This window comes from Acinetobacter sp. BY419, assembly GCF_019038395.1.
GTDB lineage: Bacteria > Pseudomonadota > Gammaproteobacteria > Pseudomonadales > Moraxellaceae > Acinetobacter.
Map to the genome: position 1 here is coordinate 67,385 of NZ_JAGFXZ010000005.1, position 13,990 is coordinate 81,374.

General features: G+C 43.1%; 15 protein-coding genes. 7 read left to right on the forward strand and 8 right to left on the reverse strand.

Annotated elements, in window-relative coordinates; all coding sequences use genetic code 11:
* Positions 1 to 2: 2 nt before the first annotated feature.
* Complete coding sequence (urtE, locus tag KUG37_RS03285) at positions 3 to 701, forward strand: urea ABC transporter ATP-binding subunit UrtE (RefSeq protein ID WP_216940162.1); 699 nt, start codon at positions 3 to 5, stop codon at positions 699 to 701.
* A gap of 138 nt (positions 702 to 839) precedes the next feature.
* Here urtE and KUG37_RS03290 read toward each other — a convergent pair whose 3' ends face one another.
* From KUG37_RS03290 to KUG37_RS03305, 4 genes are all read right to left on the reverse strand, one after another.
* Positions 840 to 1,547 carry a phospholipase D family protein gene (locus tag KUG37_RS03290; RefSeq protein ID WP_216940163.1) on the reverse strand — a complete coding sequence of 236 codons (708 nt, stop codon included), beginning with the start codon at positions 1,545 to 1,547 and terminating at the stop codon, positions 840 to 842.
* A gap of 66 nt (positions 1,548 to 1,613) precedes the next feature.
* Complete coding sequence (locus KUG37_RS03295) at positions 1,614 to 2,336, reverse strand: hypothetical protein (RefSeq protein WP_216940165.1); 723 nt, start codon at positions 2,334 to 2,336, stop codon at positions 1,614 to 1,616.
* A gap of 178 nt (positions 2,337 to 2,514) precedes the next feature.
* Entirely contained in the window at positions 2,515 to 3,027 is a 513-nt protein-coding gene (locus tag KUG37_RS03300) for a GNAT family N-acetyltransferase (RefSeq protein ID WP_216935831.1), read from the reverse strand.
* Positions 3,028 to 3,107: 80 nt separating this feature from the next.
* On the reverse strand, positions 3,108 to 3,854 hold the full coding sequence (locus KUG37_RS03305) for an outer membrane protein OmpK (protein ID WP_216935830.1): 747 nt from the start codon (positions 3,852 to 3,854) through the stop codon (positions 3,108 to 3,110).
* 1,044 nt (positions 3,855 to 4,898) lie between these two features.
* Here KUG37_RS03305 and KUG37_RS03310 point away from each other — a divergent pair.
* The 4 genes from KUG37_RS03310 (at position 4,899) to dsbD (ending at position 8,579) form a co-directional block, all read left to right on the forward strand.
* Positions 4,899 to 5,264 carry an HPF/RaiA family ribosome-associated protein gene (locus KUG37_RS03310; RefSeq protein WP_216935828.1) on the forward strand — a complete coding sequence of 122 codons (366 nt, stop codon included), beginning with the start codon at positions 4,899 to 4,901 and terminating at the stop codon, positions 5,262 to 5,264.
* Positions 5,265 to 5,394: 130 nt separating this feature from the next.
* A complete protein-coding gene (locus KUG37_RS03315; RefSeq protein WP_216935826.1) occupies positions 5,395 to 5,937 on the forward strand; it encodes an ankyrin repeat domain-containing protein in 543 nt (180 codons plus the stop codon).
* 25 nt (positions 5,938 to 5,962) lie between these two features.
* On the forward strand, positions 5,963 to 6,718 hold the full coding sequence (locus KUG37_RS03320) for a transporter (protein ID WP_216935823.1): 756 nt from the start codon (positions 5,963 to 5,965) through the stop codon (positions 6,716 to 6,718).
* A gap of 19 nt (positions 6,719 to 6,737) precedes the next feature.
* The gene (dsbD, locus tag KUG37_RS03325) at positions 6,738 to 8,579 is read left to right on the forward strand and encodes a protein-disulfide reductase DsbD (protein ID WP_216935835.1); all 1,842 of its coding nucleotides are present in this window, start codon (positions 6,738 to 6,740) and stop codon (positions 8,577 to 8,579) included.
* 30 nt (positions 8,580 to 8,609) lie between these two features.
* Here dsbD and KUG37_RS03330 read toward each other — a convergent pair whose 3' ends face one another.
* Positions 8,610 to 9,806 carry a GGDEF domain-containing protein gene (locus tag KUG37_RS03330; RefSeq protein WP_216940167.1) on the reverse strand — a complete coding sequence of 399 codons (1,197 nt, stop codon included), beginning with the start codon at positions 9,804 to 9,806 and terminating at the stop codon, positions 8,610 to 8,612.
* 339 nt (positions 9,807 to 10,145) lie between these two features.
* On the opposite strand from KUG37_RS03330, the gene KUG37_RS03335 reads away from it, so the two are divergent.
* Entirely contained in the window at positions 10,146 to 10,715 is a 570-nt protein-coding gene (locus tag KUG37_RS03335) for an FMN-dependent NADH-azoreductase (RefSeq protein WP_216935819.1), read from the forward strand.
* 58 nt (positions 10,716 to 10,773) lie between these two features.
* On the opposite strand, the gene KUG37_RS03340 is transcribed toward KUG37_RS03335, so the two are convergent.
* A complete protein-coding gene (locus KUG37_RS03340; RefSeq protein WP_216935817.1) occupies positions 10,774 to 11,685 on the reverse strand; it encodes an alpha/beta hydrolase in 912 nt (303 codons plus the stop codon).
* Between the two features lie 156 nt (positions 11,686 to 11,841).
* Between KUG37_RS03340 and KUG37_RS03345 the strand changes: the two genes are divergently transcribed.
* Positions 11,842 to 12,279 carry a DUF2147 domain-containing protein gene (locus KUG37_RS03345; protein ID WP_216935815.1) on the forward strand — a complete coding sequence of 146 codons (438 nt, stop codon included), beginning with the start codon at positions 11,842 to 11,844 and terminating at the stop codon, positions 12,277 to 12,279.
* Positions 12,280 to 12,350: 71 nt separating this feature from the next.
* On the opposite strand, the gene KUG37_RS03350 is transcribed toward KUG37_RS03345, so the two are convergent.
* Both KUG37_RS03350 and KUG37_RS03355 read right to left on the reverse strand, forming a co-directional pair.
* Positions 12,351 to 12,701, reverse strand: coding sequence for a Spx/MgsR family RNA polymerase-binding regulatory protein (locus KUG37_RS03350; protein WP_216935813.1), 351 nt, complete (start codon positions 12,699 to 12,701; stop codon positions 12,351 to 12,353).
* A gap of 449 nt (positions 12,702 to 13,150) precedes the next feature.
* Positions 13,151 to 13,969, reverse strand: a complete 819-nt coding sequence (locus KUG37_RS03355; protein ID WP_216935811.1) for an exodeoxyribonuclease III — start codon at positions 13,967 to 13,969, stop codon at positions 13,151 to 13,153.
* Positions 13,970 to 13,990 lie beyond the last annotated feature (21 nt).

Genomic DNA, 13,990 nt, shown 5'->3' on the forward strand with positions numbered 1-13,990 from the left:
ATATGCTCGAAGTCAAAGACGTCAATCAATTTTATGGTGGCAGTCATATTCTGCGCGATGTGTCGTTTACTGCGCCTGTAGGAGAATGTTCGGTAGTACTTGGGCGCAATGGTGTGGGCAAAACCACACTGCTAAAATGCCTGATGGGAATTTTGCCAATTAAGTCAGGGCAAATTTTGCTAGATGGTAAAGATATCTCGAAATTCAGTCCTGAGCAGCGTGTCCGTGAGGGCTTGGCCTATGTACCACAAGGTCGTGATATTTTTTCTACCCTGACAGTTGAGGAAAATATTCTGATTGGCATGGCGAAATTTAAGGGGCCAAAGACCCGTAAAGTGCCTGAGCACCTGTATGAAATTTTCCCGGTACTGGATGAAATGAAGCATCGCCGTGGCGGAGATTTATCCGGTGGTCAGCAGCAGCAGCTTGCCATTGCGCGTGCACTTGCTTCTGCACCGCGTGTGCTGATTTTGGATGAACCGACCGAAGGCATTCAGCCCTCGGTTATTAAAGATATTGGTCGGGTCATTCGTAAACTGGCTGATGGGGGGGGAATGGCAATTATACTGGTTGAGCAGTTTTATGACTTTGCCGAAGAGCTTGCCGATACTTATACCGTGATGGCACGTGGGCAAGTCGTGGCGCAAGGTGTGGGCAGTGAAATGATGGAAAAAGGTATTCGGGAGTTGGTGGCAATTTAAAGCTTTTTAGCTCCCTCTCTTGCGCCGTATATGGCTCAGGGAGAAAAGGCGGGGGAGGGGCTTTAAATTCACCTATCCCTAACTATCTCCTAAATGGATAGGGGCAAGTCCATTTTTTAAAAGTGGAGTGTGAAAAGATTAAATCTCAGTATTTTCATCCCAAAGGAAGTACATGCCAAATTGTCCTGTTCGAAATTCACCGCCTATCGCTTTGCCCGTATCAGTTAAAAAGTGCTTATCATTTTCAAGTTTAAGATAGCCTTTATTCACCAGTTGTTCGAGCAAATCGGGTGTCTTGAGTCCAACTTTAGAAGCAAGTTTTGCTGTGGTTAATTTCTTGAATTTCACATTTTCTTGTTCTAGTTCACGCTCAGTTTGAACCTCAACGTTATCTGTTTTAACTTCATCTACGCTAATACGAACTTCTTCGCTAATCCGGATGATGCGCTGCGCTTCTTCATACGCATCTTTGAAAACTTCATCATCTTCATATTTGCGTATTGAAATGCCCATTTCATTGTTATTGACCTGGCTAAATTCATATAAGTTCAAACTCGAAATAATACATTCCGATTCATTGAGATAGCATTTTGCATGCAGATTTTTGCAGAAACTCAAACGGACATAGTCCAGTTTTTGAATCCATTTAATTTCTTCAGGATGCAAATCACTTTTACCATAGACAATGCGAATATCAATTTTTAGCCGGTCTTTGTCTTCGAGTAATTCTTTGATACGGTCATTGAGACGTAAATAAGGACTGATCAAAATTAAACGTTCTTTGGCATTTTTAATAAGTTCTTCTAAGAAAAAATCGGTTGCACTGGTATTTAAGAATTTAGCCATATTTTCCCTGCAATATTTTGAATTTTACGATTGTTATAGGGCAATAAGATATCGCTGAATCAGCAATCACTCAACCTTTAAATACCTGCCATCTGCTGAAACGTTATGCCCAAAACCACAAGACATCGGATTGCTGCTATTGACCACAATCTGTTGTCCATTTTCAGCACTAAACTGAAATTTCAAATCAATTCTGCAGTCGTCATAACGATATTGGGTATGTGTTTTATTCAGTGGCATGCGGGTTAAAAATTCTCCCATATTAGGACCATAAATCAGACTGCGTAAACCCATATAGAGACCATTAAACTCAATCTGGTAGGCATTGGAAGTCCGTTTAACTTCAATCGCATTCCACTGACCAAAACCTGCATAGCGGACATATTTTCCTGCAAGATTCTTCGGTTTTTCTGGTGCAGGCAACTGTTTTAGATTGAACTGGCTGGCTTTAGCATTCGGGAAAACGGAAAACCAGGCGCGTGCCCATTGCGGCTTTCCAAGCTTGGCATAACTTAAACCGACATTATTAAATGCTGTGGTGATGTCACGTTCGGAAAAAGCAGTGCCCCCGTCTTCCACATTCATCGCACAAAAAGATGACCAGGCCGCTTGCTGCTTGAATTGCTCTAGGGCCTTTAGATATTGTTTTTGATCGTAGAATTTTTTACCGTTATTTGCATAAGTTTTTACTTTGTCACAACCTGAGCGTAATTCTTTGCCGAAATCTGAATCGGCAAAACACAGGGTGTTTAAACTTAAAAGACCAATAAAAAATAAAGATTTGTACATGGTGTTATTCAGTATGAATTTGATCCAAATAAAACATAGTCACTGGTACAAGTAAATAGAACGTGTGTACTTAGTAAGCTGGATCACAACAAGAAAATATGGCGATAACCAGGTATTAAAAAGCTGAATAGGAGTGCTCAGAAAGCAGATCTGGAAATGGATTTAAAATAAGAATGAATCAAGCCGGATCCAGATTTAGCTGTAAAAGTACTAAATCACGCCATTGCCCAAACTTCTGTCCGACTTGCGGCATATATGCAGTTTGAATAAAGCCCAATTTTTCATGCAGGCGAATCGACGAGGTATTTTCAGAATCAATTGCCGCAACCATGATATGCAATTTCTGTACTTGAGCCTGTTCAATTAAAGATTGCAATAATTTAGAACCTAAACCTTGTCCTGCATAATCCGGATTTAAAAAAATGGAATGTTCTACCGTCTGTTGAAAGCCCTGAATGCTTCGAAACTGATCATAGCAGGCATAGCCCGCCACGACCTGATTTCGAGTATCTTCAATCACAAATACCGGGAAATTCTGATTTTTAAGCTGCTTAAACCAGATTTTGAAATAGTTTAAATCAAAGGCTGTTCTGTTCCAGGTCGCAGTGCCGTACAGTACTTCCTGATTATAGATTTCGAGAATGGTTTCAAGATCAAATTCGGTAGCATGGCGAATGTCAAAATCAGGCATATTCTTGTTCTGGTATGGTTTGGCTTAAATATATAGTTAAAAAAAGCAGAACCGAAGTTCTGCCTTTGATCATACATCAATTAGAAGTGATACTTCACAAGTGCGCTGACATTGTTTTCGTCTGTGCCCTTCACAGCATATTTGTTGTTCCAGACAGAATGTTCAATACCCAGGTATAAACGGGTTTCTGGAGAAATGTGTTTGCCCAGATTCCACTTGTATTGGGTAGTCCAGTTAAGTTCGCTCGCATGACCATTTTTTTCAGCAGTAGACCAGTCAAGGAAACCGTCAACAAGGAAGTCTTCGGCACCGAGTTTGAACGGAATACCATATACCACGGTCAATTGATAATCGTCTTCAGAGCCTTTTTCATTATCGGCCTTGTAGAGGTTTAACTGGGCATACTGGAAATACGGGATTTCAAGGTCAAATCCAACACCATAAAGATAGTTATTAAAGTCACTGCCTGGATAGTTGGCGCTATTGGCTTCCCATGTACCAGCAATTAACACATCTTTAATAGGACCCAGTTCAAGCTTTTGACCGCTTACAGCACCTAGACTTAAACGAGGCGATACTTCGAAATATGTTGCATTACCTGAGTCATTATGAGTACGGTCAGCAAAACCGAAGAAATCTCCGTAGTTCAACTTGGCAGCATATTCAAAGGTCGCAGTCGTTTGCTGGTTATCATCACCTTCAAATGGGAATGCGTAGTGTTCACCATACAGACCAGTGATGCTAAAGTCCTGCCACACAGGTTTTGCCTGAGCAAATACTGCAGTTGAAGCCAATGCACAAAGTGCTACGAGTTGTGTAAATTTCATTTAAATCTCTCCCCCAAGAAAGCAGCATAAGCATACAGATTAATAAGTAAAAATAAAGTTAAAATTGCTGACCCAGCCAGAAATATTCAAGCACCGAGTGCCAAGAATGCGTCAATCTCATCACGGCTATGCCTGTTTAAAATTTACTAAGTCTTTATTTTTAAAAAGTAAAGGAATGGTAGCTTTTCTTCGCCTATTCAGTCGGAAAAATAATTCTTTATCTATCAACAGACGTGGTAAATCCAGCAGGCATGCCATGTCCAGAGATAGTGGCTAAGAAGGATAGAATTTTTATCGTACAACATTATTTGCAAGTACCCGCCGCTGAAAAACAACCCAGGAGATACTGCTTAAATCTTGAATGTATTCCTGTTTTAAGTACTGTTCATTATTTATGTCATAAAACTGGGTTTAAAATTATAGATGATGATCCGTTCTTCCAGCTTTTTTCAGGCAAACAACAATCCTGATTGTTTAATTCTCTTACTCAATCTGCCAAGGCTCAACTTTTGCAAAGTTGTTTCTAAAAGATAACTCCAGCGCACAATGGCAATGGCTCAAGAGCTGTCAGGTCTTTGCCAGCGCAGACTAGACTGAAAAAATTGATCTGCTCACAAGCGTTAATTTGCAATAAAAAAATATTCTTTTTTATTGGGTTGCTCTCATCCCGTATTTGTAAGGGCACTGATCCAATGGAACTTATAAGTTGAATTCACAAATAAGAGCCCGCAGCTCGATCACATAAATAGTGTTACACCTGCACCACAATTATTCCCTTCTTTTTAACTCGGTAAGCAGTTGTCACAATCAATTATTCTTTTGCTAAAAAACCAAAATATCACTTGCATATTTCCCAGATACAGCCGATATTCTAGATATAAGGACACGATTCTGCAGACTCAAAAGTGTGTTCATTGTTCAAAGTGGAGGGTGTAATTCCAGTCATTTGAAGATGTAAAATGCAATGCGAAACAGAAAGTTAATAGCGTGCCAAGATAAAAAATTTTGCACTAAAAAGTTACAAAGATTTGAGGATGGTAATTTATGAATATTGAAATTCGTACAGATAAGCACATTCAGAATAGCGATCGTTTAATTGAGTATGTACGTGCAGAATTAAATCAGGAATTCCAGCGCCACAGTGAGCGTATTACCCATTTTTCAGTTCATCTTAGCGATGAAAATGGTGCCAAAGGTGGCGAGGACGATATTCGTTGCATGATTGAAGCACGACCTGCCGGGTTGAAGCCTGTAGTCGTCAATCACCGTGCGCCTAGTGTAGCTACTGCGATTAGTGGTGCTATTGACCGGCTGAAACGCAGTCTGGAACATGTTATCGAGAAAAATACTGACCCTCGCGCAGGAGCACTGGAACTTGCAGATACAGATACTGCAGATATAGAAAACTGATTCCAGAACAATATGAAAAGAGCCCTGCGGGGCTTTTTTCATATTAAAACCAAAATATACTTGCTGGAAATACAACAAAAGCCTCTTTATTCGGCATAATAGTCGAAAACGAATTAAAGAGAGTCCCATCATGTTAACTGCGCAACAACAGCTTTTTGTGCAAGCACTCGAAGAATTGAATCTGGACCAGGTAAAACAGCTGCTGGCAGATGGACTTAATCCAAATTTTGTTGATCATGATAAAGGTCCGGTGATTTCGGTCTGGTCAGACGGCCTGTTTAAATGGTGGGAAGAGGTCTGCGAGTTGTATGAAGCAGGCACGCCACTTTCTGCTGAAGAAAAACAGACACGATTAGCAGTGCATTTGCAGATTCTGGAAGAATTGATTCAGGCCAAAGTCAATTTACATCTTTGGGATGCTGAAGAAATTTACGGTCCGCTTTGGGATGCTGCGAGTGCCGCATGTGCACCAGCCGTACAGCGTTTACTTAATGAAAAAGTTGATCCGAATAGTAAAGATGAAGATGGTATGACAATTCTATCTTCAATTAGTGACCTCTTCTTTGACTGTGATTTTGATGAAATTAACTGGTCAGAAGCCCTGGAAGAAGAAAAACAGACGCTAGAGCTACTTCGTAGTCATGGTGCGAAAATGACCAAAGAACTCAGTTAAATAAATTTTAGTAAAGAGCCTTAACATGACAACATTAAGAATTTTGGGGTTGATTGCACTGGCGAGTGGTAGTGCACAGCTTTTCGCAGCTGATTTTGAATTTGACCGGCCTAGCGAAGGTCTGGGTACTGGTATTACGCCAGTAGGAAAGGTGGCTTGGGAACAGGGATTGCCAACGGTTCAATATCGCGATTCAGGCGAGCAGACTATCACTAAACTGAATGCAGATATGTTGTTACGTACCGGGCTTGCTAAGGATTTAGAATTACGTCTGGGTTGGGATGGTCCGGGGTGGACACAAGTAAAATCTAATGGTCAGACTGATGACAAAGATGGCTTGGGTGATATCAGTATCGGTCTAAAAAAAGCCATTGATCTGGATGAAGAAAAACTGACTATGGCGTTGCTGGCCGAAGCGGTTATTGCGACAGGCAATACCGGATTCAGTAATGAAGAAGATATTTACAGCCTCAGTTCCGCAGTGGCCTATCAATACAATGACCTAGTGAGCACAGCAATCACCATGCGTTATGAATGGCAGGACAGTCACTGGGCAGTAGTAGCAGTTCCATCTTTACGCTACCAGATTAAGGATCGCTGGTCAGGTTATTCGGAGCTGATTTACCGTAAAGCTGAAAGTGTCGATAATGAATATGCACTTGGTACCGGTGTCATGTATGCCCTAAACGATCGTGTCCAATTGGATGCCAGTGTAGGCGTGGATTTGAACGGTATTGATCGAAGCTACTTCTCAGGCCTAGGCTTATCTGTGTTGTTCTAAGCGATTTAGTTTATAGATGATCAAATACCAGCAGTTCCAGATCTGGGGAAAAATGCTTGCCCCAATCATCTTGGGAAGCTCTGTGTTCAGCAGTCCTGCTCAGGCCGAAACAGCATTGTTATCTGCCGAGCAGGCTTTCCCTGTGAGCGTGATCTCCACCAGTCAGCAACAGGCTGAGCTGAGCTGGCAGATTCCGGACAACTATTATCTCTATCAGCATAAAATTGAAGTGCGGCAGGGCAATCAGCCGATGTCGCTTGAATTGCCGCCTGCTGAAGATCTGTATGATGAGAACTATGGGCATACCCAGGTTTATTATCAGCAGTTAAAGTTTCAGATTCCGACTCAGGCCAACCAGTCTTATCAGGTCAGCTGGCAGGGCTGTGCCAAAGACCGGATCTGTTATCCGCCACAAACGATCCAGTTCAAGACGGATTTATCCGGTCTGGTGCAATTTGAAGCTGCCGGATCAGGAACAAAGCGCTTGCTTGATCTGAATGGGTCATCACTGCAACACAATACCCTGTTTAATACAGCAGATTCCTCAGAATCTGCAACAGATGCAATCTCTGCCTCTGCCAGCACGCAAACCGCCGCCTATGCGGCACAAGACCAGAAATGGTCAGCCCAGTTGCTTGAGCGCTCTTTGGGTTATGGGCTTTTGCTGTTTTTGGGCTTGGGAATTTTACTGGCTTTTACGCCGTGTTCCTTGCCGATGCTGCCGATTCTGACTTCACTGATTGTGCGAGACAGTAAAGGTCTTAAGGCCTGGATGATTGCCCTAACTTTCGTCAGCAGTATGGCCGCTGTCTATGCCGTACTTGGCTTAATCGCGTCTTCGGCCGGCCTGAATTTTCAGCGCTGGTTGCAGCAACCTGGAACCCTGATCGCATTTAGTGTCCTGTTTGTCCTGTTTGCGCTGAATCTGTTTGGTTTGTTTGAGATTAAACTGCCACAACGTCTGGTTCACCGTCTGGACCGGGCTCAGGCCATGCAACAGGGAGGCAGTCTGGTCAGTGCGGGGGTCATGGGCATGATTTCGGCACTTCTGGTGGGACCCTGCATGACCGCACCATTGGCCGGTGCATTGTTGTTTATTTCCCAGACGCAAAGTCAGTGGCAGGGGGCTTTGCTGCTCTTTACCCTAGGTTTCGGGATGGGTAGCCCTTTATTGCTGGCCAGTATTCTGGGGGCACGGATTCTGCCTAAAGCTGGGCACTGGATGAATCAGATCAAAGTGCTCTTTGCTTTTATCATGCTGGCATTAGCCCTGTATTTTATTCGGCCGCTCATGTCTGAAGCCGCTTTACAGTGGTTATCTTTAGGCTTGGGCATGGCCTTTGTTGCCTATGTGCTGTTTCGGATTTTCTGGCATCGTACTGGTCTAAGATGGCTCTATATTTTATGTCTGGTACTGGCTGTTCCCTATATTGCGTATAGCCAATATCAGCACAGTCAGCGATTTTTTGTTGAGCAGGCCGGCACAGAAGCCCAGTGGCATGTGGCACGCAGCGCAGCAGAATTTCAGCAGATTTTGGACACGGCACCCCCAGGAAAAAAAATCATTATTGATGTCTACGCCGATTGGTGTGTCGCCTGTCAGCCGATTGAACATCGTATTTTGAAATCTGCACAGGTCCAGCAGGCTTTGTCGCCTTATTTCCTGATTAAGCTGGATTTAAGCCAATACAATGCCTCACATCAAAGCTTGTTGAATCAATGGGAAATTCTGGGACCACCGACATATTTATTTTTGAATGATCAGCAGCAGGAAATTCGCGGTTTACGTTTGACTGGCGCCTTTAGCGAGGCAGAATTGCTGGCCCAGTTGCAACATTTGGCTCAGGGTGAAAACCCATGATATTCACCATTATAAAAAAGCTGAACCCATTTAAGAAACCTGCATCTGTGCAGTTGCCGGTTCGACATAGGCTTTGACCAGATTGCGGCCACTGGCTTTGGCCTGATAAAGCGCCTGGTCAGCCTGACTGAGTAACTGCTGCGGGCGTAACTCGGCTTTAGAAATAGCGATCCCGAAACTGGCGGTGACCGGAATCGGCTCGCCCTCATCACTGATAATCTGTAATTGCTGAATCGCAATGCGGCAGCGTTCAGCCACTTGCTCGGCTTTTTCCAGACTGGTATTTTTCAGCACCAAAATAAATTCTTCACCGCCAAAACGGCCGACCACATCACTTTCACGTAATTGCTGGTTTAGGACGGCACTGACTTCGACTAAGGTTTCATCACCCTTGTGATGCCCGTATTGATCATTAATTTTTTTGAAATGGTCCAGATCCAGCAGCACCAGTGCATAATTAGGTCTGGCTGCGGCATTCAGCGTGTCCAGACACTGATTGATGCTGCGGCGGTTAAACAGGTTGGTAAGCGGATCAATCTGGCTCAGCTGTTCGATCAGCTGCTCGCGATGACGCCATTGGCTCAGCAAAATTTCGAATAACACCATGCAGACTGCTAAAATCGGCAGAATAAAATACAGCATCGATAATAGCCAGAAGCCATTATAGAAAAGCTTGTTATCCAGATTAAATAGCGGTGAATAAGGCAATTGATGACTGAAACTTAAATAGGCACATCCGCCCAAGAAAATGGATGCAGGAATCAGCATACTATAGACCAGCGTGCGATGAAACAGCACCAGTCCCACCATAATTAAACAGACATAGGAGGTCGTGGCCACAGGGCTGATCACTCCTACGATATAAGCGTCACGACACAGCGAAATAACAAAAGTACCCACTGCCAGATAGGGCAGATAACGTTCAACCAGACGATTGCCCTGAAATTTATAACAGGGGAAAATCAGTGCGAATAGAATCATAAAAAAACTGCTGTTCAAAATAATTTGGGTATAGACCCGCTCTAGATGAACATACTGCCAATATTCCGGATTTAATAAGACAAAGATATCCCAGCCGAGCCAGGTCAGATGTACCCCGCACCCCAAAGCCAGCATCAGGATGCACTTTTTTAAAATACTCCAGTTCATCACGACTTCATCTTCGACCAGATATTTTGTGATTCTGTGTTTCAGCATTTTTTCTAATACAGGCGATATTCGCTTCATGGCCCCGGTCTGACTTTAATTGTTTTATGGCAAATTTTTTAAGGCTTATTCGATATTTATAGCTTTATTTACACAAGATAACATAAGTTGGAAGGCTTGATAAACAACAATATTTAAAACGATTTGGTTATTTTTTATCTTAGCTACTTTATTCTTGGCCAATAGTGCAAGCGATCTATGTCCTAGCAAACACCCCTGATCAAAATAAGAGAGGTTAAGACGCATGCAGTTTTGTTCTAAATTCAGGATGATGTGTTTTATGTGTGCTAATTATTTCAATATAGCCAATAGTTAAAATGGTGGGATTGTTAGATAGAATTGCAAATCAAGAGCGAAACCATGAAAGTTTTACAGATAGATTCCAGTATTTTAGGAGAGGCCTCAATTTCGCGTCAGTTGACTCAGGCCTTGGTCAATCAATTGCAGCGAAAATATGCTCAGGCCATTGTAGTTGAATACCTGGATCTGGCGGCACAGCCTATTCCCCACCTTAGCACTGAAATTTTAATGGGCCAGAATGCCGAACAGACCACATTGGGCGACGAACTTTTAGAGCAATATTTGCAGGCGGATATCGTGGTGATTGGTGCGGCGATGTATAACTTCGGTTTGCCATCGACTTTAAAAGCCTGGATTGACCGGATCTGTGTTGCGGGGCGTACCTTTAAATATACCGAACAAGGTCCTGTGGGCCTGGCGGGCAACAAGAAAGTGTATATTGCCAGCAGCCGTGGTGGGGTCTATGGCGAGCAAAGTCCGGCTGATTTTCAGGAAGCTTTCCTAAAAACCGTGTTTAATTTTACCGGTGTAACGGATATCGAAGTGATTCGCGCTGAAGGAGTGAATATGGGCGAGACTGTCAAAGCACATGCGCTGCAAACTGCATTACAGCAGGTTCAAGCCATTTAAGCCTACTATATCTTTAAAAAGGTCAGCTACAGCTGACCTTTTTATGCGCTGAATTATATTAGTCCCGATCCAGACGATGGGCAAATTCAGCAAGATCACTTAAGGCCTGTTTGGCTTCATCGAACCAGGCACTGAACATCTGAAAATTATGCCACATGCCGGTATACAGTTTAAATTCAACATCGACACCCGCCTGTTCGGCTTTCTCCTTAAAACGGCTGGCATCATCCAGCAGAATTTCCTTGGAACCGACCTGAATATGAATCGGGGGCAAGCCGCTTAAATCGGCAAAAAAGGGTGAAACTTCCGGATCGCCTCGATTGATGGAAGGCGGTACATAATATTCAATGCCAGTTTCAACCGTTTCCAGAGAAAGCAGGGCATCATGTTTCTGGTTATAACGTAATGATTCACTGGTCAAGGTCAGATCCAGCAGTGGTGACAACAGAATCAAGCCACTGACCTGTGGAAGATTGTCCTGCTGTATTTTGAGTGCCAGTGCCAATGCCAGATTGGCTCCGCAAGAATCACCGGATAGAATGATATCTTTGGCCTGAACACCTTGATCGAGCAGCAGGTTATAGACATCAAACAAGGCTTCTAGCGCTTCCGGATAGGCAGATTCGGGTGCTAAAGGATAATCTACATGGAGCACCTGCATCTGGGTTCGAGCCGCAATTTGAGTCATAAAGGCACGATGGGTATTTAAAGAACCTAAATAAAATGCGCCGCCATGAATATGAAAAATCAGCTGGCTAGATTCCTGCTGTGGTTTGATTTCCTCAGCACGTAATCCCGCCAGACGTAACGAGCGAATCTGTACAGTTTTATCCTGAGGAAAAAGTTTGCACATCTGTTCCAGTGCAATACGCATGGAACTCGGTGGAAGATTGAATCTGCTCGGGGCACGAATGGCCGTCTTTAAGAAGCTTTCTGTAATTAATTGTTTGGTTAACGGGCTTATCTTCATTTTCCTTCCATCTTTTTGTGCTTTTATTGATCATATAGATTATTTACCAACCATATTTACAAGGTTACACTAAATAGTCACAGCTAAAAATTGAAAAATTGTTGTAACTTTTTAATACTACATTGGTCTATTTTCAGACTAAGGAAATGAAGCAAAATGAAAAAAATAGCGCTTATGTTAGGACTACTAGGCTTATCTGTACTGGCGAACGCCGCAGATCCTTTAAATGGCACGGTATGGAAAACCATTGATGACAAAACCAAGCAGCCTAAGGCCATGGTTAAATTCACTGAACAAAAGAATGGGACTTTGTCAGCCAGTATTCAGTCTGTGTTAACTCCCGGTGAAGAAAATGCATGTACCAAGTGTGAAGGTCCTTACCAGAACAAGTCACTCAAAGGCTTGACCATTGTTAAAGGTCTTAAGAATGCAGGTGGTACCAGCTATGACAGCGGTTCAATTCTGGATCCACAATCCGGTAAAACTTATAAGTTGAAGGGCCAGCTGGCAGATGGCGGCAAGAAACTTGAACTACGTGGTTTCATTGGTGTAGCGGCATTGGGTCGTAACCAGACTTGGGTTCGTGCCAACTAATTTCTTTTTAGTAAAAATTAAAAGCCTGACCGATGTCAGGCTTTTTTGTGACTATCGTTTAGGGCAAGAGTTCAGTGGTTCAAACCACGGTAAGCCGTTTCATCAAAACCGGCAATAAATCCCGTAGAGGTCGCCAATATCGGACGTTTAATTAAACTGGTATGTGTGGTTAATGCACTAATTAATGCCGTTTCACTCGATAGCGCCGTTTGCTGCTCTTCTTCACTGAGTTTACGCCAGGTGGTGCCTTTCTTGTTCAGGACCACATCCTGACCCAAGGCATCTAGCCAGGTTTTGACTGTTTCAGCATCGATGCCCTGTTTTTTATAATCATGAAATTCATAACTCAGATCTTGCTCATTGAGCAGATCAAAAGCTTTTTTCATGGAACTGCAATTTTTAATCCCGTAAATTTTTAACATAGGCATCCTCTAAAAAATTTAACTTATGACTTAGCTTAACCAAATTGGCAGCAGCAGACCATGCGAAATCAAAGGAAAAAGGGAAAATATTGAACCCGAGAAAGTCATGTCATCACAATGACATCAAACGGTTTTAAAATAGGCAGGAAGAAAACAGGTATTAAAAGTCAAATATTAAAAATAGAAAACCCGCATTTAATCATCCTGATCATGCGGGTCTCAGTCCAACGTCCATTGTCACATCCATGCAAAAACAGGCTAAATCTATTAGTCTGTCTTATTGTCTTCCTACGGCGTCCTGTCCTTTTGTTGTCGTCCTGACATGTCCTTGTGCCGTATCGCTATAATGCTATGTTATTACATTGAGTGAAATCTAAAATTACGTCATGGCATGTAAGCGATAAACTCTAATTGAGTGAATAGGTGTGCACTCAATTAGAGCCAAAGCTTTATAGCTTATAGTCAATAATTACCGGGGCATGATCACTAAACCATTGTTCTTTATAGACCCAAGCATTGACGGTGCGCTCTTTCCAGTCCGGAGAACAGGCCTGGTAATCAATCCGCCAGCCGACGTTCTTGGCACGGGCCTGTCCGCGGTTGGACCACCAGGAATACAGTTCGGCTTCTTTGCGCACTTCCCGGAACGTATCGACATAACCCAGATCCTCATAGATATGATCTAGCCAGGCACGCTCATGCGGTAAACAGCCAGAGGATTTCTGGTTACCTGACCAGTTTTTAATATCAATGCGTTTATGTACGATGTTGTAATCACCACAGACAATGACCGATTTATTTTCATCGCGCCATTGTTTCAGGATTTTTGCGTATTCTTCCAGAAAGTGATCTTTACGTGCTTGAGCTTCATCACCTGATGAACCGGAAGGCAGGTACAAGGAACAGATATGTGCAGTTTGCTCTAAGCCCAGATCAAATTCAGCGGCAATAAAGCGGCCTTGTGAATCGGCCAGTTCAAAGCCCAAGCCATCGGTTAAAGACACAAAAGGCAGACGGCTGTAAATTGCGGTACCGGCATAACCTGGACGTTCGGCAGGGAACAGATGGGTATACCAGCCTTCAGGCTTAAACTTATCGGTCCATTGCACATGGGTGATCCGGCTTTCCTGCATGCAAATCACATCGGCGTCGGACTGTTCCATCCATTCCAATAGGCCTTTGCTCACCGAGGAGCGTAAGCCGTTGACATTAATTGAAACGACGCGAAGAATTTTTTGATCACCCGGATAGCTACTCTTTGGTATCATGCGCAAGTCTTACCTTAATTA